Source organism: Bacteroides sp. An51A, assembly GCF_002161565.1.
GTDB classification, from domain to species: domain Bacteria; phylum Bacteroidota; class Bacteroidia; order Bacteroidales; family Bacteroidaceae; genus Phocaeicola; species Phocaeicola intestinalis.
Genome location: NZ_NFIC01000007.1, coordinates 104386 through 127515, shown reverse-complemented (window position 1 = coordinate 127515; position 23130 = coordinate 104386). Strand labels below are relative to the sequence as shown.

Annotated in this window: 19 protein-coding genes and 1 riboswitch; of the genes, 9 read left to right on the top strand and 10 right to left on the bottom strand. The window is 44.0% G+C overall.

Features of this window, described 5'->3' with window-relative positions:
- Positions 1-13: 13 nt before the first annotated feature.
- From B5G04_RS14460 to B5G04_RS19950, 5 genes are all read right to left on the bottom strand, one after another.
- Positions 14-643: a thiamine phosphate synthase gene (locus tag B5G04_RS14460; protein WP_087397850.1), complete on the bottom strand. Its 630-nt coding sequence runs from the start codon at positions 641-643 to the stop codon at positions 14-16.
- Positions 633-833, bottom strand: a complete 201-nt coding sequence (gene thiS, locus B5G04_RS14455) for a sulfur carrier protein ThiS (RefSeq protein ID WP_022040880.1) — start codon at positions 831-833, stop codon at positions 633-635. Before thiS ends, B5G04_RS14460 begins: the two co-directional genes overlap by 11 nt.
- An 86-nt stretch (positions 834-919) precedes the next feature.
- A riboswitch (TPP riboswitch) is annotated at positions 920-1012 on the bottom strand.
- A 201-nt stretch (positions 1013-1213) separates the two neighbouring features.
- Positions 1214-1846 carry a trimeric intracellular cation channel family protein gene (locus B5G04_RS14450; protein WP_022040879.1) on the bottom strand — a complete coding sequence of 211 codons (633 nt, stop codon included), beginning with the start codon at positions 1844-1846 and terminating at the stop codon, positions 1214-1216.
- A gap of 99 nt (positions 1847-1945) precedes the next feature.
- Positions 1946-3463, bottom strand: a complete 1518-nt coding sequence (locus B5G04_RS14445) for a DUF3078 domain-containing protein (protein ID WP_087397847.1) — start codon at positions 3461-3463, stop codon at positions 1946-1948.
- 235 nt (positions 3464-3698) lie between these two features.
- Positions 3699-3851, bottom strand: coding sequence for a hypothetical protein (locus tag B5G04_RS19950; protein ID WP_158100113.1), 153 nt, complete (start codon positions 3849-3851; stop codon positions 3699-3701).
- A gap of 475 nt (positions 3852-4326) precedes the next feature.
- Between B5G04_RS19950 and B5G04_RS14440 the strand changes: the two genes are divergently transcribed.
- Both B5G04_RS14440 and yidC read left to right on the top strand, forming a co-directional pair.
- A complete protein-coding gene (locus tag B5G04_RS14440) occupies positions 4327-5925 on the top strand; it encodes a CTP synthase (protein ID WP_022040877.1) in 1599 nt (532 codons plus the stop codon).
- 116 nt (positions 5926-6041) lie between these two features.
- Positions 6042-7901, top strand: coding sequence for a membrane protein insertase YidC (gene yidC, locus B5G04_RS14435; RefSeq protein WP_087209855.1), 1860 nt, complete (start codon positions 6042-6044; stop codon positions 7899-7901).
- Here the strand turns inward: yidC and B5G04_RS19945 are convergent.
- Positions 7898-8068 (bottom strand): hypothetical protein, encoded by a 171-nt coding sequence (locus B5G04_RS19945; protein WP_158100112.1) that lies wholly within the window; start codon positions 8066-8068, stop codon positions 7898-7900. The genes yidC and B5G04_RS19945 overlap by 4 nt on opposite strands.
- A 273-nt stretch (positions 8069-8341) precedes the next feature.
- Between B5G04_RS19945 and B5G04_RS14430 the strand changes: the two genes are divergently transcribed.
- Complete coding sequence (locus B5G04_RS14430; RefSeq protein ID WP_087397845.1) at positions 8342-10018, top strand: putative transporter; 1677 nt, start codon at positions 8342-8344, stop codon at positions 10016-10018.
- 117 nt (positions 10019-10135) lie between these two features.
- Here B5G04_RS14430 and B5G04_RS14425 read toward each other — a convergent pair whose 3' ends face one another.
- Positions 10136-10579 (bottom strand): PepSY-like domain-containing protein, encoded by a 444-nt coding sequence (locus tag B5G04_RS14425; RefSeq protein ID WP_022040874.1) that lies wholly within the window; start codon positions 10577-10579, stop codon positions 10136-10138.
- Positions 10580-10958: 379 nt separating this feature from the next.
- Between B5G04_RS14425 and B5G04_RS14420 the strand changes: the two genes are divergently transcribed.
- From B5G04_RS14420 to B5G04_RS14400, 5 genes are all read left to right on the top strand, one after another.
- Complete coding sequence (locus tag B5G04_RS14420; RefSeq protein WP_087209849.1) at positions 10959-12134, top strand: iron-containing alcohol dehydrogenase; 1176 nt, start codon at positions 10959-10961, stop codon at positions 12132-12134.
- Between the two features lie 79 nt (positions 12135-12213).
- Positions 12214-12705, top strand: coding sequence for a pyridoxamine 5'-phosphate oxidase family protein (locus B5G04_RS14415; RefSeq protein ID WP_022040872.1), 492 nt, complete (start codon positions 12214-12216; stop codon positions 12703-12705).
- Between the two features lie 148 nt (positions 12706-12853).
- Entirely contained in the window at positions 12854-13285 is a 432-nt protein-coding gene (locus tag B5G04_RS14410; protein WP_087397966.1) for a hypothetical protein, read from the top strand.
- A 107-nt stretch (positions 13286-13392) separates the two neighbouring features.
- Positions 13393-15516 (top strand): S9 family peptidase, encoded by a 2124-nt coding sequence (locus B5G04_RS14405; protein WP_204247026.1) that lies wholly within the window; start codon positions 13393-13395, stop codon positions 15514-15516.
- 5 nt (positions 15517-15521) lie between these two features.
- Positions 15522-16178, top strand: coding sequence for an HAD family phosphatase (locus tag B5G04_RS14400; protein WP_022040869.1), 657 nt, complete (start codon positions 15522-15524; stop codon positions 16176-16178).
- 162 nt (positions 16179-16340) lie between these two features.
- On the opposite strand, the gene scpA is transcribed toward B5G04_RS14400, so the two are convergent.
- Together scpA and mutA are read right to left on the bottom strand one after the other, a co-directional pair.
- Positions 16341-18488 (bottom strand): methylmalonyl-CoA mutase, encoded by a 2148-nt coding sequence (gene scpA, locus B5G04_RS14395; RefSeq protein WP_022040868.1) that lies wholly within the window; start codon positions 18486-18488, stop codon positions 16341-16343.
- A 40-nt stretch (positions 18489-18528) separates the two neighbouring features.
- Positions 18529-20391: a methylmalonyl-CoA mutase small subunit gene (mutA, locus tag B5G04_RS14390; protein WP_087397840.1), complete on the bottom strand. Its 1863-nt coding sequence runs from the start codon at positions 20389-20391 to the stop codon at positions 18529-18531.
- 307 nt (positions 20392-20698) lie between these two features.
- Here mutA and B5G04_RS19940 point away from each other — a divergent pair, with 307 nt between their 5' ends.
- A complete protein-coding gene (locus B5G04_RS19940; protein ID WP_158100111.1) occupies positions 20699-20911 on the top strand; it encodes a hypothetical protein in 213 nt (70 codons plus the stop codon).
- A 156-nt stretch (positions 20912-21067) separates the two neighbouring features.
- Here B5G04_RS19940 and ligA read toward each other — a convergent pair whose 3' ends face one another.
- On the bottom strand, positions 21068-23068 hold the full coding sequence (ligA, locus tag B5G04_RS14380; RefSeq protein WP_087397838.1) for an NAD-dependent DNA ligase LigA: 2001 nt from the start codon (positions 23066-23068) through the stop codon (positions 21068-21070).
- Between the last annotated feature and the right edge of the window lie 62 nt (positions 23069-23130).

Below are 23130 nucleotides of genomic sequence, written 5' to 3'. Positions count from 1 at the left end.
TAATTATTAACTGTTAACTATTAATTATCCTCCTTGTTTCTGCTATCGGGTCATCCGCACGCAGGATGCTTCCGCTAAGAGCAATGCCCGATACTCCAGTCTGCATAATAGCCGGAATATCTTCGAAGGCGATGCCTCCAATGGCTACGATAGGCAAGTTGATGCCTGCCTCTTTCATACGTGATACGATATTCCGGTAGCCTTCCAGTCCCAGTACAGGACTTAGGTTTTTCTTGGTTGTTGTGAAGCGGAACGGTCCGCAGCCAATGTAGTCGGCACCTGCGGCATAATGCATCTGCACGTCTTCGAATGTGTTTGCCGTACCTCCGATAATAAAGTCTTTTCCCAGCAGTTTGCGGGCTTCGGCTATCGGCATGTCCTTTTTACCTAGATGCACACCGTCGGCATGTAGCTTTTTTGCCAAAGCCACGTGATCGTCTATGATGAACGTGGCTCCGTACTGGCGGCATAAGTCCTGTACACGTATCGCTTCCTTTTCTACCTCTTCTTCGGTTGCCTCCTTCATGCGCAACTGAATCCACCGGCATCCGCCTGCCAGTGCCATCCGGGCAGAATCGAAGTAGGTATATCGGCCGGTGTAATGGGTAATGAATTGCAGTTCCATAGCTGTATTATCCTCCACAAGCCGCTTTGATGATAACTAAACTATCGTTTGGTTGTAAGGTTTGGTCTGCCCATTTTTCACGGGGAATCATACGGTTGTGCAAAGCTATGGCTACTCCTTTTTCAGGAAGCTCCAGTTGTTTTGCCAAATCGGCAATGGTATTCCCTTGGGTTAAATCGGTCTCTTTGTTGTTTACAATAACTGTCATAGTGGTTCTCTATATAAATAAAGTATAAATATAATAAGGAGTAATCCAAAGAGACACCTTTCAGGAGAGGGAGGTATGTAAAGAGTGTTTTCCGAAGAAACAATCCCTTCGCCGGTACTAACCGTATCAGGTTCGTAGGGTATGATCTCAGCCCGACATGGGCACCCCTTTGTTTTACTTTCCGGCAAAGATAGAAGAACTTTTTGAGAAAAACAAAAAATGGTTGGAAATATACAGGCAAACACATAAATTATGCAGATTATCCTCAATGCCGGAAAAGATTATCTTCTACATCGGGAAACAATCGTTGTGCTAAAAAACTGTTTTGAATTTCTACAAAAAGTCTTTCTTGGTTTGATATATTCGTTTAATCCGTCTGTCTATTCTTTCTCTTGCTGATTTGTGGGGTCTCCTTTCAAAATGGGAAGAGTAATTTGATATTTCACGGCTAGGATACGGACTATCAATACCGTCATTCCGCCTACAATCTGCGAGACATAATCCTCCATGCCCAATTGAAGGCAACCCCAATATGCAAGTCCTCCAATCACACATGCCATGGCATAAATTTCTTTTCGGAAAATCAACGGAATCTCGTTTATAAAAACATCACGGATTACTCCTCCTGCCGCACCTGTTATGCTCCCCATGATAATAGCGACCCAAAACGGAAATCCCAAAGCAATAGTCTTACCGAATCCTACTACAGTAAATAATGCAAGTCCAATACTGTCGAAAAAGAAAAAAGTGTTATTTAGATGAATCAGGTATTTGCCAAAAATAATAACGAAAAACATGGCAAAAGCCGTACAGATTAAATAGATGGGGTCGGTCATCCATACGGGTGTCACGTTTAGCATCACATCACGCAGGGTTCCACCTCCGATGGCTGTTGCCAACCCCACGATATATGCTCCAAACCAGTCAAAACGTTTGGCGGAAGCCAAACGGATGCCGCTAATAGCGAAAGCAAATGTGCCTATGAAATCAAGAATTTGAACAAATGAAATCATAATTTTATGTCTAAATTTATAACATACATCACAAAACCCTACAGGTCCGGTATCCCTATCTGTTTCTGTGACAAAATAAGTTTAATCTCTACTCTTTTCTCACCACGTGTAATTGAATCCTAGACTCAACAATTCCTGAAGTTGAAAATAACTATCGTCATCCGCTTCAAGCGTTACCGAATCATCGAAACGTGCGTGCACGAATAACTTTGTTGAAAAATATTTATTGAATGCAAACGTAAACGTATTTTCCCATTCTGCCAAGACTTTTTCATAATTTGTCGTATACGAAAAACGTGACTCCCATAGCAAGTTGTTCAACAGGTTCCATTTCAACGTGGTTTCCAGGCGCGAACCCAACTGATTCTCTATCTTATGTCCTGCCTCGATATTGAATTTAGTCGGGTCTACCCGGTCGCTTGTCACACTATAGCGTGAGTAGTTGAACGGATTGATCAGGACAGACAAGTTACAGATGTTGTCTTTCACATATTTATAATCCATACCGATACCGATGTTCAGTTCGGCAGGAGAGAGTAAGCCCGAAACGAGATTGTCCGAGTTCGTATCATATTTGGAAAAGAATTGAGTCTTGAATTCTGCCGAAATCGTATAATACCAGTTCCAGATTGCTTTGTAGCCGAATTTCGAACTGAGGCGGAGCATATCTTCACTGGTTTTGTACTGGTGCACGGTATCCGAAGGGGCTGTGATAAATCCCAGTTTCCATTCGATTTTGTTTTCAAACTGGATTTTCTGCTTGTCATCGTAATTGAATTGCCATGTCATACCAGACAAAAGCGAAACAGTACTTTCTCCTCCCTTATACCAATTGTCCGAAATATAGTTTTGTGAAAACTGGATATAACCGTTCCCTGAAATGGTCCAAAAATTCGGCCGGATTATCAATAAATTATCTTCACCCATCCGGTATGTCGATTCTGGAGTCAGCAAGGTAAGCACTTTGTTCTTTCGTGGTTTCCTGACAATCATTTCATCCGGCAAAGGCTCCAGGCCGCTTAGGTCGTTTTCGTTTTTACGTACCAAATTAGGATATTGTACGTAAAAGTTTAACAGTTGGCGGTTGATGGCACGGTCGACATCCGCTGTATGCGTAAGACGGGGTATCTGGAACAGAGAATCTTTTATCGGATTTTTTTCCGGGAAAGGACTTTCCGGCTTCCAGCCATCGATAGAGATTGCCTGCTCAATAGCATCCGAGTAATATGTGGCAGGCATGGCAAGCTTGAAATAATCGGCATCCGGACGAATCCACGCCGGAGCATGTGGTATGAAGATATCATCCCAACGTTCTGACATTTCCTGCCGGGTTTTCCGATATTGGGAGAGCAGTGCATAAAAACGGGCTTTTACTTTCCGGTTTATGGGGTTTACAACCGGTTCCTTTACTACAGCAACCATTGTATCTAACGAAACAGACAATGTATCATTTAACGGATTTACAGCTGGAACCGATACTGAATCACCCGAAAGTTCTGTTATACCTGTTGTATCTGTCGCATACACACGGTCTGTTTTTATCGAATCTGCATCCGTTTGTGCAAAGCCATACATACTTATTAATAATAATCCCACAAAAATGCCTATCGTCTTCATTTTCTTATTTTGATATATTTATATAAACATCTGTATTTCTCTCTGTGAAAGTTTAGATATCCAATAAAGTTGATGAATGGTCCGCAAGCAGTCAATACATACCCTTGAAAAATGAATATATACTGCATCCGCGATTGAATATAACTTCATCCGCCTACGGATATATACTTCATCGGCGAATGCAGTACTACTGCGTTTTCAACCCGACCGTATTGGCTAATTACGGACATTCATATTAAGAAACTATTTTGAATTTCTCCAAAAAGTTTTTCTCGTCTTGATGTTTCCGTTTTCGTGTGTGCTTTGGGCGATTTTTTGGTTCTTTCCGCTCCTGTTCTTCGTCAGATAGCCCGCTATCTTCCTCATCACACAAGCGGAAATGCCTCAAAAACTCATCCCAAATCAGTACACGATAAATTCAAAACAGTTTCTTCTAAAGTTTTTGCAAAAATACAATTTTTTCCATTTGCAGAACAGGGGTGCCTATTTAAAATAGGACCGAAATGAAAAAGAATCGCACTCTTACAACAGATATGCGGCAAAGAATGTTTATTGGGAAATGAATTCCGCATTTTGCCCAATAAGGAGTTAAAAGGATTTATTTCAGGGAGTTAAAAGAAGTTAGAAGCCAATACTTTTGCTCATGGAAGCCATAGCAGGACTGTTGGCCTTTAACTTCTGCCGAAAGCATAACTCCTTCTAACTTCCTTTTATACTATGGGCATTTTGCGGACCACATATTAGGTTTTTATGGTTACATGCAGGATAATTTGCAGTATCATAGTGCAAGATTCGGCAATTTTTACTAATTTTGCCACTTTGAAATAGAAGTGCTAAACCAAAAACATTAAAACTAACATATTGTGGCAGAAACAAAGTACATTTTCGTAACAGGTGGTGTTGCCTCTTCTTTGGGAAAAGGCATTATTTCATCATCTATCGGTAAGTTGCTGCAAGCCAGAGGCTACAGCGTGACTATACAAAAGTTTGATCCCTACATCAACATCGATCCTGGAACACTGAACCCATACGAGCACGGTGAATGCTACGTCACGGTGGACGGACACGAGGCTGACCTCGACTTAGGACATTACGAACGCTTCCTGGGAATCCAGACAACGAAGGCGAACAACATCACGACAGGCCGTATCTACAAGAGCGTTATCGACAAGGAACGCCGCGGTGACTACCTGGGTAAGACGGTGCAGATTATTCCCCATATCACGGACGAAATCAAGCGCAACATCAAATTGTTGGGCAACAAGTACAAGTTCGATTTCGTAATTACTGAAATCGGCGGAACTGTAGGCGATATTGAGTCGCTCCCTTATCTGGAAAGCATCCGCCAGCTGAAATGGGAATTGGGACGCAACGCCTTGTGCGTGCACCTTACTTATGTACCCTATCTGGCTGCAGCCGGTGAGTTGAAGACCAAACCCACACAGCATTCTGTCAAGGAATTGCAGTCGGTGGGCATCCAGCCCGACATTCTGGTATTGCGTGCCGAGCACGCATTGAGTACGGGGCTGAAGAAGAAAGTGGCCTTGTTCTGTAATGTCGATGAAAATGCTGTCGTACAGTCTATCGACATGCCTACCATTTATGAAGTGCCGCTCCGCATGCAAGAGCAGGGACTTGATGTCACCATCCTCAAGAAAATGGGCCTTCCCATTGGCGAGACTCCGACACTGGGTCCGTGGCGTGCCTTCTTGGAACGCCGTCATCATGCTACAGAAGTAGTGCGTATCGGTCTGGTGGGAAAATACGACTTGCAGGATGCCTATAAGTCTATCTTGGAAGCCCTCTCGCAGGCTGCCACCTACAACGACCGCAAGGCAGATATTCATTTCATCAACAGCGAGAAGCTGAACGAAGGCAATGTGGAAGAAAATCTGAAGGACATGGACGGTGTCATCATCTGTCCGGGATTCGGTCAGCGAGGCATTGACGGCAAATTTGTAGCTATCAAGTATTGCCGTACCCATGATATACCCACTTTTGGCATTTGCCTGGGCATGCAGTGCATGGCCATCGAATTTGCCCGTAACGTATTGGGCTATGCCGATGCCAACAGCCGTGAAATGGATGAGCAGACCCCTCATAATGTCATCGACATCATGGAAGAACAGAAATCCATCACTAACATGGGTGGCACGATGCGTCTGGGAGCCTATGAATGCGTACTCGAACCAGGCTCGAAGGTTTACGAGGCCTATCAGACAGAACACATTCAGGAGCGCCACCGCCACCGCTACGAGTTTAACAACGACTACAAGGAAGAATTCGAGAAAGCAGGAATGAAGTGCGTGGGCATTAATCCAGAATCAGATTTGGTGGAAATCATCGAAATTCCTACCTTGCGCTGGTTCATTGGTACCCAGTTCCACCCCGAATACAGCAGCACCGTGCTCAAGCCGCACCCGCTGTTCTTGTCATTCGTCAAAGCGGCAATCAGCAAGTAAAAAGATTCGCACAGAGAACACAGGGATATGCAGAGTATTTAACTAAAAAAATCTTCTGGTATATCCTGTGCCCTCTTGTGGAAACAGAAAAGAATAACTTATAAATTTAAAAGCAAATGGATAAAAACACGTTAGTGGGAGCCATCCTGATTGGCGCAGTTGTCATCGGATTCAGCATCTACAGCCGCCCTAGCCAGGAAGAGATGGAGCGTGCACAGCACTACCAGGACTCCATCGAGACTGTAGTGCAACAGCAGGAAGAACAAATGCTGAAAGCCAAGCAGGCTGAAGCTGCACAAGTGCTTCAGGCAGACTCCACTTCGCAATTCTTCGCCCATACCCAAGGCACCGAACAGTTCACTACCCTCGAAAACAACGTCGTGCAAATCACGCTTTCCAACAAGGGAGGACGAGTAAGCAAGGCGATGCTGAAAGAATACAATGACCAGCAAAAGCAACCGCTGGTATTGTTCGATGGCGATGATGCCTCGCTCAACATCGGTTTCGAAGGAAAGAACGAGAACATATTGAGCAGCAATCTGTATTTTGAAACCACGGATGTAACCGATAGCACCGTAACAATGCGCTTGAACGCGGCGAATGGTGGACATTTGGACTTCAAGTACCGCCTGTTGCCAGACTCGTACATGCTCGACTTTACCGTGCAGGCCAGCGGTTTGCAGAACTTTTTTTCGCCTGCGGTAAAGACTATGACTATCGACTGGAAGCAACGTGCACGCCAGATGGAGAAAGGATACAACTTCGAGCAGCGATATACCTCGCTAACCTACAAGCCGGTGGGGGATAGCTTCGACTACTTAAGCGAGACCAAGGATGAGCAGGCAAGTATAACCGAACCGCTTGATTGGGTAGCGTTTAAGAACCAATACTTCTCGTGTGTGTTTATGGCTGAGAAGAACTTCGAAAATGCTACTCTTGACTCGAAGATGGAAGAAAAAAGTAGCGGCTATATGAAAAATTATCATGCCGGCATGCAAACAGCTTTCGATCCTACCGGTGCACAGCCCAGCCACTTCCAGTTCTACTTTGGCCCCAACCATTTCAAGACATTGCTGGCCAGCAATGACCTGAGCTTCAAAGATAAAGATCAGGAACTGGAAGACCTGGTTTACTTGGGTTGGCCCATTATACGGCTCATTAACCGCTGGTTCACCATCAACCTCTTCGACTGGTTGTCGGGACTGGGACTGAGCATGGGTGTCGTTATCCTGCTGATGACTATCATCGTGAAGATATTGGTACTGCCCACTACGTGGAAATCGTTTATATCTTCGGCTAAGATGCGTGCCCTGAAGCCTTATGTAGATAAAATCAACGAGAAATATCCCAAGCAGGAAGATGCGCTCAAGAAACAACAGGAAACCATGTCGCTTTACAGCCAGTACGGCGTAAGTCCGATGGGAGGGTGCTTGCCGATGCTGATACAGACACCAGTGTTCATGGCGCTATTCTTTTTCGTACCCAATGCTATCGAGTTGCGTCAGCAGAGTTTTCTGTGGGCCAGCGATCTTTCATCGTATGATGATTTGATTCACTGGAGCACCAGCATCCCGTTGCTGGGAAATCATCTCAGCCTGTTCTGCCTGCTTTTCAGTGCCACTACGGTAATCAACCAGATTATCATGATGAAACAGCAAGACACAGGTGCCAACCCACAGATGGCAGCTATGAAATGGATGATGTATATCATGCCGGTAATGTTCTTTTTTATTTTCAATGAATATGCTTCGGGATTGAGTTATTATTACTTTATCTCTGGGTTAATAGGTATTCTTACGATGTGGATCATGCGGCGTATGACCGATGAAAAGAAGTTGCTGGCACAACTGGAAGCCAATAAGAAAGCGCCTTCCGAACGCAAGCAAAGCGGACTGATGGCGAAGCTGGAAGCCTTGCAGAAAGAGCAGGAACGCCTGCAGAAGGAACGTGAAGGACGAATGAATAAAAAACATTAAGAAGCTGTTTTGAATTTCTCCAAAAAGTTTTTCTTGGCTTGATGTATCCGTTTTCGTGTGTGCTTTGGGCAATTTTTTGGTCCTTTCCGCTCCTGTTCTTCGTCAGATAGCCCGCTATCTTCCTCATCACAGAAGCGAAAATGCCTCAAAAACTCATCCCAAATCATCGCACGATAAATTCAAAACAGCTTCTAAGAATTGTTTTTCAATAAAATAAAAAAGCTCTGTTCTATTAAGAATCGGAGCTTTTTCATTTTATTGAAAACAGAATTTACAGAGGAACATCAGTGAATCACAGACAAACAATTTCTGTGCATTAGAAATGTATTTACAATGCTATATTACTATACATTCTCTAATTTTATTTCTTTTTTTTAGAGCAAAAGCTTTGACATATTATTTGATTTGGTTACATTTGCGTAACTTAAAGAGATAATATTATGAATTGGCTACAAGATTTATTGACGAATCCCAACTCCATAGCGCACATTGTTGCGCTTTATGCCTTTGTAATTTCAGGCGGAGTACTCTTAGGGAAAATTAAAATTTTCGGCATCTCGCTGGGAGTTACTTTTGTCTTGTTCGTTGGAATCTTGGCAGGGCATTTCGGCTTTACGGGGAATCCTGCCATCCTTTCTTTCCTGCAAGACTTTGGGTTAATATTGTTTGTCTTCTGCATTGGTCTGCAGGTAGGTCCTTCATTTTTCTCCTCATTTAAGGAGGGAGGAATTAGACTGAACCTACTTGCTACTGGCATTGTTGCATTTAATATCATTGTTGCCCTTATTATTTATTATGCCTTGCAAGGACGCATTGAAGTTCCGATGATTGTGGGTATCCTTTGTGGTGCAGTAACGAATACACCGGGGCTAGGAGCTGCCAATGAAGCGTTGCAACAGTTACACTATGAAGGTCCGGAAATTGCCATGGGATATGCATGTGCTTATCCGTTGGGAGTAATCGGCATTATTCTTTCAATGATTCTTATCCGCTATATATGCAGGGTAGATCTTGAAAAGGAATCGGAAGCTATCCAACAAGCCGAAGAAGCCAACCCACATCTGAAACCTTATCGAATCCAGCTAAGGGTGGAAAATCCGGCTTTAAATGGCAAGACTATTTTGCAGTTGCAAAATTTCTTGGCACGTAATTTAGTGTGTTCGCGTATCCTCCAAAACGGAGAGGTAAATATTCCTAATTCTAAAACAGTGCTACACACAGGTGATGAAATGAACATCGTATGTGCCGAAGATGACGCAGAGGCAATAGAGGCCTTTATCGGTTCAAAAATTGAAGTGGACTGGGAACATCAGAATACAGAAAACAAACCGATGGTATCGCGCCGTATTTTGGTGACACAACCTTCTATTAACGGGAAAACTGTGGGTGAACTACATTTCAGTAGCATGTATGGTGTGAATGTGACTCGTGTCAATCGTTCGGGTATGGACCTTTTTGCAGCCCGAAGTTTAACATTGCAGGTCGGTGACCGTGTAATGGTAGTAGGACCGCAAGATGCCATTGAACGTGTGGCTGGAATGTTAGGTAACCAGTTGAAACGTTTGGACCACCCCAATATTGTGACTATTTTTGTGGGGATTCTTTGTGGTATTATTTTTGGCAGCCTGCCATTTGCTATTCCAGGTATCCCTACACCTGTAAAGCTAGGCTTAGCAGGTGGTCCATTAATCATTTCTATTCTGATTGGACGTTTCGGATATAAAGTTCATTTAGTGACTTATACTACAATGAGTGCAAATCTGATGCTGCGTGAAGTCGGATTGGTTTTGTTCTTGGCAAGTGTGGGCGTCAAGGCTGGTGAAAACTTCGTGCAAACTGTTGTCGAAGGTGATGGTTTGCTATATGTAGGAGTCGGTTTTCTTATTACATTACTTCCTTTAATGATTATCGGCTTAATAGCACGGTTATACTATAAAATCAATTATTATACCCTGATAGGTTTGATAGCTGGTAGTACAACTGATCCACCAGCACTGGCATATTCTAATCAAGTGTCAGGTAATGACGCACCAGCGGTAGGTTACTCTACAGTATATCCATTAGTTATGTTCTTGCGAATTTTAACTGCACAATTATTCATCCTATTTATGGCTTAAACCACTAAAAGCCAATAATAAATTCAATAGGAGAGGAGCAAAAAATAGAATTAATAAATGAACAATTGACAATTATGGTGCTACCAGCTAATTGTCAATTGTTCATTGTTAGGTTACTTAGTCATTATCATTATCCATATCGATGAGATTTCCATTAAGGTCAAAAGTCAATTCCCAAAAATTGGAGAGTCTTACTTCGTATTCATAACGGTCTTTCTCAATCTTTATTACATTGGCATCGGGATAATTGCTTTTTACGAATTCTTGTACTTTGGTTGGCACTATGGCTTGTGGAACCGTCATCCGCCGGCAACTCACATCTTTCCAATTACCTTTTTTATCGAATTCAACCTTATCACCATTGATGAATATAACATCGTAGGACGAATCAAGAAATTCTTTTTCCATTTTGACAAAAGCAACTTTCGCATCAGCAAAATGTTGCTTAATAAAAGTTTGTGCAGCCGCCGGCAGCTGTTCAAAAGTAATAGGCTTATCATTGTCTGCCATAGCTACTTGCATCGAAAACATACATACTAATAAAAACATCCACTTTTTCATAAGGCTTACATTTTTAATGGTTAATAATTTCATTCCGTTTAATTTTTCTATTGCAAAGTAAAGCAGCAAATCTGAAAGAATTTGGGAATTGAAAAAATTAGAATACCTATTAACATTCTTTTTATGTTTATCAATTCGATAAAAACAAATGATTGAAAGTGGTGGAAATATTATTATGAATTAAACATAATCGCGATTATACTAATATTGGACGTTTATCCAATTTTATAATAGTCAGTAAAAGTATGCGATTTATCGAGAATATTATCTACCTTTGTCTGCAGAACTCATTGTTCCTAAACATGGAAAAACAAAAGAAATAAACCGAATCAAATTTGATTTTGTAATCTACTAAAATCAATTTAACCAAATTAAAAGTATGAATAATTTTATGTTTTACAGTCCCACAGAGTTTGTTTTCGGTAAAGATACTGAACTACAGACGGGAACGTTAGTGAAAAAATTTCACGGGACAAATGTATTGATAGTATATGGAAAAAGTTCTGTCCGAAAAAATGGTTTATTGAATCGCGTAAAAAAATCGTTAGAAGAAATAGGCATTGTCTACACCGAACTAGCAGATGTGCAACCTAATCCTACTGATTTGAAAGTGTACGAAGGCATTGAGCTAGGAAGACGTAACCAAGTAGATTTTCTCTTACCTATAGGCGGAGGTTCTGTTATTGACACGGCTAAAGCGATTGCTGCCGGCATCCCTTATGAAGGTGATTTTTGGGATTTCTTCACCGGTAAGAGTGTGCCCCACATAGCGCTGCCTGTGGGTGTGGTGCTCACCATCCCTGCGGCAGGTAGCGAAGGGTCAGGCAATTCGGTCATCACGAAAGTGGACGGACTAAAAAAACTAAGCTTACGCACTCCTGAAGTGTTACGTCCACAATTTGCCATAATGAATCCAGAATTAACTTATACCCTACCTGCTTGGCAGACAGCAAGTGGCATCACCGACATGATGGCGCATATCATGGAGCGTTATTTTACAAATACTCCTGGTACGGAAGTAACCGACCGCCTGTGCGAAGGCATCTTGAAAGCCATTATCGAGGAAGCACGGAAAATAATAGCCGACCCGTATAATTACGAAGCCCGTGCCAACATCATGTGGGCAGGTACCATAGCCCATAATGGCATTTGTGGTACAGGCTGTGAAGAAGACTGGGCCTCTCACTTCATGGAACACGAAGTAAGTGCTCTCTACGATGTGACTCACGGAGCGGGTCTTGCCGTAATTTTCCCTGCATGGCTCACTTACATGATTAACCATAATGTTGGCAAAGTAGCGCAATATGCTGAACGCGTATGGGATGTGCCGGTTAGTGAAGACCAAAAAGCAGTGGCACAAGAAGGTATCACACGCCTGAAAGCCTTCTTATGTGAAATCGGCATGCCTACAACGTTCCGGGAACTTGGCATCGAACACCCAGACATTGACAAACTGGTAAAACATCTGCATGCCAATAAGGGTGAACGAGTAGGTAACTACGTTCCCTTAGACCGCCAGGCAACACGGGAAATTTATGAGATAGCCAATAGTTAACGAAAAAATTAAGGATATTAAAAAAGTTAAAGGAGTGACCAATTCCTTCTGCTTCTGACTTCAAATAAAAACTAGTCTTATGAGATTTGACAATTCAACCATCCGTCGGCAAGACCGGACACTGGAACAAGAACGCGCCTTTGAAATCTTGCGGGAAGGCGAATATGGCGTGCTGTCTATGCGCAGCGAGGACGGGAACGGTGCGTACGGAATCCCCCTTAGTTACGTGTGGGACCGCGGCAATTCCATCTATATCCATTGCGCCCCTACTGGACACAAGCTATTGTGTATTGATGCCTGCCCACAAGTGTCCTTCTGCGTAATAGGACGTACGCAAGTAAAGCCAGCGCAGTTCACTACTGCCTATGAAAGCGTGATTGTGCAATGTACTGCTCACCGCAGCTTACATGAGGCGGAACGCATGTCGGCGCTCTCGCTCTTACTTAGCAAGTATTGTCCAGATAATAAGATGCAAGGCATCGAATATGCCCAAAAGTCGTTCCATCGTACGGAAATAATCCGATTAGACATAGAGCTTGTCAGTGCCAAAAGCAAACAAGCATTTGTCTAAGTTAAACACGAAAAGCTTATTGGAAAGAGGGAAATCCCTATCATGAATAGGAATCTCCCTTGTCCGATTTAGGAAAAATAAGTTGGAAGTACCGAGTGTCAAGTTTATCTTTGCACATAGAAACCAACAACAAGAAAAGGAGGATGACATGAAAACCCAGACACACAAACTTTACCGCATATTTTTCCTGACGGCAATGGTGCTCACATTAGCTTCATGTGAATACGCAGGAATAGGAATCGAATTTGGAAATGGCACGAACAGTTACCGCGAATGTACCGATTATCTATGCAGCAGGACATGGGTGGAAGAATGGTACGATGAGTATGACACGTATTATTATCAGGAACTTCGCTTCTACCCCGATAATACAGGTACGGACTACCTCTATCAAGAAGACCGGTATGGGAACCAAAACGAGTCAACGATGCATTTCGGATGGGACTGGTGGAATGTTTCATACACCAGCATCCGAATTGACTACCGGAACGGTTATTCGTACATGGATAACATCCAGATGGGAGGCAACCAGCTGAACTGCTTGTTCGACAACTATCCGGCCTATTTTACCGGAAAGTGAACTGCACATTCACTACCAAATACAGAAGAGCTATTGAAAACAGACTATGCTTCCCTGTCTTTCTATGGTGAAATAATTGAACAACCTAAATTTAACATTAAAAATAAATGAAAACAAGTTTAATGACTATGACTGCCGCCGTGATGCTTGCTGCAAGTGGACAGACGTACGCCGGCGTGCAAACAGATAAACCTTTTATCGGCAAACAGGAGATAACCATCAAAGACGGCCGGTTAACCCCCGAAGCCCTTTGGGCAATGGGTCGTATCGGTAGCACCAATGTGTCGCCCGATGGAAAACGGATTGCCTACACCGTATCATATTACAGCGTAAAGGAAAACGCTAGTCACACGGTCATCTATGTGATGAACGCTGACGGTACGGGAAACACTATGCTCACCACCTCTGCAACTAGTGAAAATTCCCCTACCTGGATAAAAAACGGTACCAAAATCGCTTTCCTCACATCGGAAAGTGGAAGCAGCCAGCTTTGGGAAATGAATCCTGATGGCAGCGGACGCAAGCAACTCTCGGCACACCCAAGCGATATTGAAGGCTTCCAGTTCTCACCCGACGAAAACAAGGTACTTTTTATTGCTCAAGTAAAATACGGCGAACGCACCTCCGACCTATATCCTGACCTTGACAAGGCGAGCGGACGGGTGATAGATGACTTAATGTACAAGCACTGGGACGAATGGGTGGAAACAATCCCACACCCTTTCATTGCATCTTTTGACGGCAATCAAGTGGGCGATGCTACCGATATCTTAGCTGGAGAGCCTTATGAATCACCGATGAAGCCTTTCGGAGGCATCGAACAACTGGCATGGAGCAACGATGGCAAGCAAATAGCCTATACTTGCCGCAAAAAAAACGGTAAAGAGTATGCCGTATCGACCGACTCGGACATCTACCTTTACGACATTAATACCAAACAGACTCGCAACCTCTGCAAAGAAGATGCCATCGATAAGAACTTGGGCTATGATACCAACCCACAATTTTCGCCAGACGGTAAGCACATTGCCTGGCAAAGTATGGAACGAGATGGCTACGAAAGCGATCGTAACCGCCTGTGCGTAATGAATCTGGACAGTGGAGAGAAAATCTACGTGACGGAAACATTCCAATCAGGCGTGGATAGCTACTGCTGGGCTCCAGACAGTGAGACCTTATACTTTACAGGCGTATGGCACGCTACCAGCATGATTCATAGTACCAACCTGAAGGGAGAGGTGAAACAACTCACTGAAGGAATGTACGATTATACATCGGTCAGCATGTTGAATGATAAGCAACTGCTTACCATGCGCCATTCGCTGAGCGAAGCTGACGAGCTTTTTACTGTCGACCTGAAAGAAAAACACAAGGTGACTCGCATCACGACGGAAAACGACCATATCTTCGGCCAATTGAAGAAAGGAAAGGTAGAACCCCGTTGGACCAAAACCGTAGACGGCAAGGACATGCTCTCGTGGGTAGTTTATCCCACAGACTTTGACCCGAGCAAGAAATACCCCACCCTACTCTTCTGTGAAGGAGGACCGCAAAGCCCCGTCAGTCAGTTCTGGAGCTATCGCTGGAACCTGCAAATCATGGCTGCCAATGGTTACATAGTCATCGCTCCCAACCGTCGCGGATTGCCTGGATTCGGCATGGAATGGTTGGAGGAAATCAGTACTAACTATGGCGGACATTGCATGGATGATTACTTGAGCGCAATAGACGATATTGCCCAGGAACCCTACGTTGACAAGGAACGCCTAGGTTGCGTGGGAGCCAGCTTTGGAGGATACTCGGTATACTGGCTCGCCGGACACCACAACAAACGTTTCAAGGCTTTTATCTCCCACGATGGATTCTTCAACATGGAACAACAATACTTAGAAACCGAAGAACTGTGGTTTACCAACTGGGACTTAGGCGGTCCATATTGGGATAAGCAGAACCCTGCCGTACAGCGCAGCTATGCCAACTCGCCACACCTCTTCGTCGATAAATGGGATACACCTATCCTTTGTATCCATGGTGAAAAGGATTACCGCATCCTCGCTTCACAGGGAATGGCAGCTTTCAATGCTGCCAAACTCAGAGGAGTGCCCGCTGAACTACTCATTTTTCCCGATGAGAACCACTGGGTGCTGAAACCTCAGAATGGTGTATTATGGCAACGCATTTTCTTTCGCTGGTTGGACAAATGGCTAAAAAATAACCCTAGAAACAAATAACAAGTATGATAAAGAATGTTGTATTTGATTTCGGTGGCGTGATAGTCGACCTCGACCGCGAACAAGCGGTCAAGGCTTTTGTACATCTTGGTCTGACCGATGCCGGCCACATTCTTGACAAGTATCACCAGACCGGAATATTTCAAGAATTGGAAGAAGGGAAACTGCGCGAAGAAGACTATCGTGAGAAACTGGGGCAATTGTGCGGACGCACACTGAAGCGCGAAGAAGTACGTCAGGCCTGGATGAGTTTCGTGAGTGGCATGGACTTGCGCAAACTGGACTACATCACCGAATTGCGCAAGCAGGGGTATCGTACCTTCCTACTTAGTAACACCAATCCCTACCTGATGGATTATTGGGCACGCACGCCCCAGTTCACTCCTTCGGGTAAAAGCATTGACACGTATTTCGACAAGCTCTACCTCTCGTTCGAGATGAGATGTATGAAACCTGGAATGGATATTTTCAAAAAAATGTTGGAAGACGCACGGATGCAGCCTGAAGAAACACTATTCATTGATGATAGTATAACGAATATAGAATCAGGTAAAAAAGCAGGTATGAACACTTTATGCGTATCAAATCTGTCTGATTGGCGGAAACAAGTAGATAATCTACTGGCAAAAGTCAACCAATCAGGTCTTATCCAGAAGTCATGACAGTACGGGAAGTTTACTAAGATTCAGCAATTTGCACAATAAAGATGGCATATAAGATGATTAAATAGGTAGTTCATCTTCATATGCCATCTTTTATTTTTAAGGACATAATCCTGAAACAGGCTTTTATATTTCCCTGAGACCTTCTATAAATTCACACAATTAATCCTCGCCAAGCAAGAATTCCATAACTTGACATGCCGACTTCGCAACCGAAGTTCCAGGACCAAATATAGCCATTACACCAGCCCGATAAAGAAAATCGTAGTCTTGCGGAGGAATAACACCACCGGCAAATACAAGTATGTCTTCACGGCCTAAATTTTTCAGCTCTGCGATAATTTGTGGAATAAGTGTCTTATGTCCTGCAGCCAGTGATGATACTCCTACAGCATGCACATCGTTCTCTACAGCTTCACGAGCTGCTTCTGCCGGAGTTTGAAACAAAGGACCCATATCTACATCGAAGCCACAATCAGCAAATCCTGTGGCTACAACTTTAGCCCCTCGGTCGTGTCCGTCTTGTCCCATTTTAGCAATCATTACCCGCGGACGCCTTCCCTCTTTTTTGGCAAACTCTTCGGTTAACTCACACGCCCGTGTAAAGTCTGCATCTTTTTTACTTTCTGATGAATACACGCCTGAAATTGTTTTAATTACTGCTTTATATCTTCCTACCACCTTTTCGCATGCGTACGAAATCTCACCCAATGTTGCACGTACTTTGGCTGCCGCCACTGCAAGTTCAAGTAAATTCCCCTTACCGGTGCGTACACATTCTGTAATTGCATTCAAGGCATTATCTACCTCTTCTTGATTTCTTCCTTCACGCAGACGTCGCAGATTCTCTATTTGTTCTTGACGTACAGCTGTATTATCTACTTCTAGAATATCAATCGGATCTTCTTTTTCCAAACGATACTTGTTAGTACCAACAATAGTCTGTTCGCCCGAATCAATACGTGCCTGAGTACGTGCTGCTGCTTCTTCAATACGCATTTTCGGAATTCCTGTCTCGATAGCTTTTGCCATTCCACCCAATTTTTCAATCTCTTGAATATGTTCCCATGCACGATGGGCAAGTTCATGAGTCAATGATTCTACGTAATAAGACCCAGCCCACGGATCTATCTCACGGCAAATCTGTGTTTCTTCCTGTATATAAATTTGAGTGTTACGTGCGATACGTGCCGAAAAATCGGTAGGCAGCGCAATAGCTTCGTCTAAAGCATTGGTATGCAAAGATTGTGTATGTCCTAATGCAGCTGCCATTGCTTCAATACAAGTACGGCCAACATTATTAAAAGGATCTTGTTCGGTAAGCGACCATCCGGATGTCTGGGAATGAGTACGCAAAGTAAGTGATTTGGGGTTCTTCGGATTAAATTGCTTGACTATTTTTGCCCACAACATACGTGCCGCACGCATCTTGGCTATCTCCATGAAATGGTTCATGCCGATTGCCCAAAAGAAAGAAAGCCGAGGAGCAAAGGCATCAATGTCAATCCCAGCCGCAATCCCGGCACGAAGATATTCCAATCCATCGGCAAGAGTATAGGCAAGCTCGATATCAGCTGTAGCACCAGCTTCCTGCATGTGATAGCCTGAAATAGAAATTGAATTGAATTTGGGCATCTTCTGCGAGGTGTATTCAAAAATATCAGAAATGATTTTCATTGAAAATGCAGGTGGGTAGATATACGTATTACGCACCATGAATTCTTTCAATATGTCATTCTGAATAGTGCCAGCCATTTCCTCCAGTTTCGCCCCCTGCTCTAATCCTGCATTGATATAAAATGCCATAATGGGCAATACGGCACCATTCATGGTCATTGAAACGGACATCTTGTTCAAGGGAATGCCATCAAACAAGACTTTCATATTTTCAAGTGAACAGATAGATACACCTGCTTTTCCCACATCTCCTACTACACGAGGATGATCTGGGTCATAGCCACGATGAGTAGGAAGGTCAAACGCGACCGATAATCCTTTCTGTCCTGAAGCCAAGTTACGACGGTAAAATGCGTTCGACTCTTCTGCCGTAGAAAAACCAGCATACTGACGGATTGTCCAAGGACGGAAAGCATACATCATCGAGTAAGGCCCACGCAAAAATGGTGGAAGCCCTGCTGCATAATTGAGGTGTTCCATACCTTCCAGGTCTTCCTGGGTATAGACAGGTTTTACTTGGATTTGCTCAGGTGTTTTCCAGCTAGCAGTAATGCCATTGGAGCGTTGCCATTCTTTTCCATCTTGAGGATGAAAGCCGGCAAATATGTCAATGTCTTTAAAATTCGGTTTCATGGTTTATGGTTATTCCGTGGTTCTGTGTTCGATAAGTCAATCATAATAATTCAGCATTGAATGTACGCAAGGTTTCCAATACATTGCAACGGACATGAATGAAATGTTTAATACCTGCTGCTTTTAAGTCCTCCATGCAGGCAGGAGCACCTGCAACAATGAACATTGCACGACCATTCAAAGCCTGATAGGCAGGCACTGCATATTGAGCATATTCATCATCACTGGAGCAAAGGACTACAACATCTGCATTTGACTTTAAAGCCGCTTCTATGCCTTCCTCCACTGAATCAAAGCCCAGGTTATCTATTACTTCATATCCGGCACATGCCAGGAAATTGCAAGAGAACTGGGCGCGTGCCTGACGCATTGCCAGATTGCCAATGGTAAGCATAAACGCTTTCGGACGTTTTCCCGAACGTTCGGTTTCCAGGCGGAGTGCTTCAAATTGGCTTGCTGCACGCTCGGTACTGAGTCTTGCAAACGATTTTTCCTCCTCATGATGATGCTTTCCATCACATCCGCACACATGTTCATACGGGACTTTACTTCCAGCTATTTCATTAAAGTTCGGATACTGATTGGTTCCCAGCAGAATTTCTTTCCGGCGTGATACAGCTTCGTGGCGTGCCTGGTTACTTTGGTTTACGGCATTCTGTACATTTTCTGCAAGAATAGCTTTTACCATTCCACCTTCTTCATCGGTTTTCAGAAACAGGTTCCATGCCTGCTTGGCTATGGATACAGTAAGGTTTTCAATGTAATATGAACCGCCGGCAGGGTCTACAATACGATTGAAGTGAGACTCTTCTTTCAGCAACAGTTGTTGGTTGCGTGCCAAACGTTCAGAAAATTCACTCGGCGTTTCATAAACACTGTCAAAAGGAGTGACGGTTATCGAATCCACCCCTGCCAAGGCTGCACTCATTGTTTCCGTCTGTGTGCGAAGCAGATTAACATACGAATCAAACAACGTCAGGTTGAATGTAGAGGTTTCTGCGTGTATATTCATTTGGCATGCCGTATCTTCCTTCGGCTGGTAAGCTTTCACTATAGACGCCCAAAGCATACGTGCAGCACGGAATTTGGCGATTTCCATAAAATAGTTAGAACTTATGCCAAAATGGAACTTGATTTTTCTTGCAGCAAGGTCTGCTGGAATTCCGCTTTCTACCAGCCTGCTAAGATATTCATTTCCCCATGCCAATGCATAGCCTAATTCTTGATAAATATAGGAGCCGGCATTGTTAAGTTGACATGCATTGACAACTACACAGCGGAAATGGGGATAATCGGCAAGAATACGTACCAACTCAGCTGCCTGGCTGATAATCGGGCTTACATCTTTACCTTTTTGCAGCATCTTGCCGATAGGGTCAAAATTGAGCGATCCGTAAAGTTTGTCAGAGGCATACCCTTTCTCTTTAAAATAATCGGTTAGTAACTGCGCCAACAGTACGGTGTGACGCTGGCAAGTAGTAAAGTTCAATTCGATGCTGTCACAATAGATTCCTTCCAATAACGTGCGAAGGTATTCAGCATTCAAGTCTTTTGCCTTGATATGAAATCCCAACGAATCAACCCCTTTGTTGAGTAAGGCAAGAGCATGCTGATTGGCTTCTAAAGGATTTTCCACATGGATATCTTGACGAATAAACCAGGCATTGTCATTTTTTTTATTTCCTCTCAAATAAGGGAATTCACCTGGAAGCGAATCAATTGTTTTCAGTTCTTCCAAATCTTCCCGACGATAAAAAGGCTTTACATTAAAACCTTCATTGGTTTTCCATACCAATTTCTTTTCATAGTCAGCTCCTTTCAGATCTGTCTGGATTCTGTCCATCCATTCTTGAGTTGTCACTTCTGGGAAATCGGAAAAGAGTTTTTCTCTATTATCTGTCATACTTTGTGTTTTATGGGTTTACGATTTAAGTTGATTGGCACACGGATTAAATACGCATGCTTAGGCAAATATACAAAATTATAGTAGAACAAAACTGATTTGCGGATTTTTTTTAAATGAATTCCGCAATTAGATCCGTCGTTTAAATTTTGCTCAGGTTAATTTTGCGAATTGTTTTCGAGGATGTTTTTCTGATTTTATGAGGAGGATAGCGGGCTATCTGACGAATAAAATCGGGAAAACAGACCGGAAACAAACGCAAAAGAACCTGATAGAATATTAGAAGCTGTTTTGAATTTATCGTGCGATGATTTGGGATGAGTTTTTGAGGCATTTTCGCTTCTGTGATGAGGAAGATAGCGGGCTATCTGACGAAGAACAGAAGCGGAAAGGACCAAAAAATCGCCCAAAGCACACACGAAAACGAACACATCAAGCCAAGAAAAACTTTTTGGAGAAATTCAAAACAGCTTCTTACTTTATTGGAAAATTTAAACAGGCTCTTAGCCAATCCGACTGAGGTGAAAAACGCAGTAGTACTGCGTCTGCCGATGAAGTATATATCCGTAAGTGGATGCAGATATATTCAATCGCAGTTGCAGTATATATTCAATCGCGGTTGCAGTATATATTCATTTTTCAGGGGTATTGGCTGTTTACGGAGCTCATTTTATTTTTATCCGTTTATCATATTCAGAAACTCATCTTCACTTAGGATAGGTATGCTTAGTGCACGGGCTTTTTCCAGCTTGCTGGGACCCATGTTTTCGCCGGCAAGGATGAAACTGGTCTTTTTCGAGATACTGCCCACGTTCTTCCCTCCGTGCTTCTCTATCATCTCCTTATATTCATCGCGCGAATGACGGGCGAATACGCCGCTAATGACAATCGACTTTCCCTGTAGCTTATCGGTATGCCCTGCAAGGTCTTCTTCATCGGCTTCCAGCTTCAGCCCAGCCGTACGCAGGCGTTCGATAAGGTTACGGTTTTTCTCGTCGGCAAAATAACGCAGTATGCTGCCAGCTATCTTCTCGCCGATTTCGTCTACATGAATCAGGTCGTCGAGCGTAGCTGTAGCCAATGCCTCGATGGAACGGAAAGCACGTGCCACTTTCTTTGCAACTGTTTCGCCTACAAAGCGGATGCCTAATGCAAAAAGCACCCTTTCGTAAGGCACTTCGCGCGAACGGGCAATACCCTGAATGATGTTCTCTGCCGACTTTTCGCCCATGCGTTCTAGCCGTACGAGGTCTTCTGCCTTCAGCGTGTAGAGGTCTGCTACATCGTGTATCAGTCCTTCCTGGTAGAATTGGTCGACGGTTTCAGGTCCCAAGCCTTCGATGTTCATCGCACGGCGGCTGATAAAATGCTCGATCTTCCCTTTTATCTGCGGCGGACAGGAGCTTTCGTTGGTGCAGTAATAGGCTGCCTCGTCTTCGTAACGCACCAACGGGCTTCCACATTCGGGACAATGGGTGATGAAGGTTACTTTCTCGCTTCCTTCGGGACGGGATGCCACGTCTACACCTGTTATTTTCGGAATGATTTCGCCTCCCTTTTCTACATAGACGTTATCGCCAATATGCAAATCAAGTGAGGCAATGATGTCGGCGTTGTGCAACGAAGCGCGTTTGACTACCGTTCCTGCCAATTGCACAGGTTCCAAATTAGCGACAGGTGTTACGGCTCCCGTGCGCCCTACCTGATAAGTGACTTTCAGCAATCGGGTCAAAGCACGTTCTGCCTGAAACTTGTAGGCGATAGCCCAACGCGGCGATTTGGCTGTATAGCCCAAATTGCGTTGCTGGCGCAAAGAATTTACCTTTAACACAATGCCGTCGGTAGCCACGGGCAGATTCTTCCGTTCTACATCCCAATAATTGATGAAGTCGAATATCTCCTGCAGGGTCTTCACCTTGCGTGTCACGTGCGAAACCTTGAAGCCCCATCGGGCAGCCTCTTGCAGGTTTTCATAGTGTCCGTCGTGAGGCAGGTTTTCGCCCAACATATAATAAAGGTAAGAGTCAAGCTTGCGGGCTGCTACTTCGGCAGAGTTCTGCAACTTCAGCGTGCCCGAAGCCGCATTTCTCGGATTGGCAAACAAAGGCTCTTCACGTAGTTCGCGTTCGTGGTTCAGTTCCTCGAACACCTTCCAGGGCATCAGCACTTCGCCGCGCATTTCGAATTGGCGGGGATAGCCGTCGCCGTGCAGCACCAGCGGAATAGCCCGAATGGTCTTCACATTATCGGTCACGTCATCGCCTCGCACACCGTCTCCACGTGTCACGGCACGTACCAGCTTGCCGTCTTCATAAGTCAACGAAATGGAAGTGCCGTCGTATTTCAGTTCGCAGCAGATCTCAAAATCTTCGTTCAGTGCTTTGGCAATACGCTCGTAAAACTCCGTCACTTCGGCTTGCGAATAGGTGTTCCCTAACGAAAGCATCGGATAACGGTGCTCTACCTGGACAAAGTTCTTATTGATGTCGCTACCCACCCGCACCGAGGGCGAATTGGGGTCGTAATGCTCCGGATGACGGGCTTCGAGGTCTTGCAGTTCGCGCATCAGGTGGTCGAACTCCTGGTCGGAGATGACGGGCGCATTCTCTACATAATATTTATAGTTGTGAAGGTGCAATTCTTCACGCAACTGGTCGATTCTTTCTGTTTCTGTCATGTTCGTTTCGGATGTTTCTTGCAAAAATAGCAAAAATGTGCCAGTGTGCGGTACGGGAACAA

Bases quoted from the DNA above. Each gene is read 5' to 3' on its own strand.
- thiS (WP_022040880.1), bottom strand. From the start codon at position 833: ATGACAGTTATTGTAAACAACAAAGAGACCGATTTAACCCAAGGGAAT.
- B5G04_RS14400 (WP_022040869.1), top strand. From the start codon at position 15,522: ATGATAAAGAATGTTGTATTTGATTTCGGTGGCGTGATAGTCGACCTC.
- B5G04_RS14450 (WP_022040879.1), bottom strand. From the start codon at position 1,846: ATGATTTCATTTGTTCAAATTCTTGATTTCATAGGCACATTTGCTTTC.
- B5G04_RS14410 (WP_087397966.1), top strand. From the start codon at position 12,854: ATGAAAACCCAGACACACAAACTTTACCGCATATTTTTCCTGACGGCA.
- mutA (WP_087397840.1), bottom strand. From the start codon at position 20,391: ATGACAGATAATAGAGAAAAACTCTTTTCCGATTTCCCAGAAGTGACA.
- yidC (WP_087209855.1), top strand. From the start codon at position 6,042: ATGGATAAAAACACGTTAGTGGGAGCCATCCTGATTGGCGCAGTTGTC.
- B5G04_RS19940 (WP_158100111.1), top strand. From the start codon at position 20,699: ATGATTTGGGATGAGTTTTTGAGGCATTTTCGCTTCTGTGATGAGGAA.
- B5G04_RS19945 (WP_158100112.1), bottom strand. From the start codon at position 8,068: ATGATTTGGGATGAGTTTTTGAGGCATTTTCGCTTCTGTGATGAGGAA.
- scpA (WP_022040868.1), bottom strand. From the start codon at position 18,488: ATGAAACCGAATTTTAAAGACATTGACATATTTGCCGGCTTTCATCCT.
- B5G04_RS14430 (WP_087397845.1), top strand. From the start codon at position 8,342: ATGAATTGGCTACAAGATTTATTGACGAATCCCAACTCCATAGCGCAC.
- ligA (WP_087397838.1), bottom strand. From the start codon at position 23,068: ATGACAGAAACAGAAAGAATCGACCAGTTGCGTGAAGAATTGCACCTT.
- B5G04_RS14420 (WP_087209849.1), top strand. From the start codon at position 10,959: ATGAATAATTTTATGTTTTACAGTCCCACAGAGTTTGTTTTCGGTAAA.
- B5G04_RS14445 (WP_087397847.1), bottom strand. From the start codon at position 3,463: ATGAAGACGATAGGCATTTTTGTGGGATTATTATTAATAAGTATGTAT.
- B5G04_RS14425 (WP_022040874.1), bottom strand. From the start codon at position 10,579: ATGAAAAAGTGGATGTTTTTATTAGTATGTATGTTTTCGATGCAAGTA.
- B5G04_RS14405 (WP_204247026.1), top strand. From the start codon at position 13,393: ATGAAAACAAGTTTAATGACTATGACTGCCGCCGTGATGCTTGCTGCA.
- B5G04_RS14415 (WP_022040872.1), top strand. From the start codon at position 12,214: ATGAGATTTGACAATTCAACCATCCGTCGGCAAGACCGGACACTGGAA.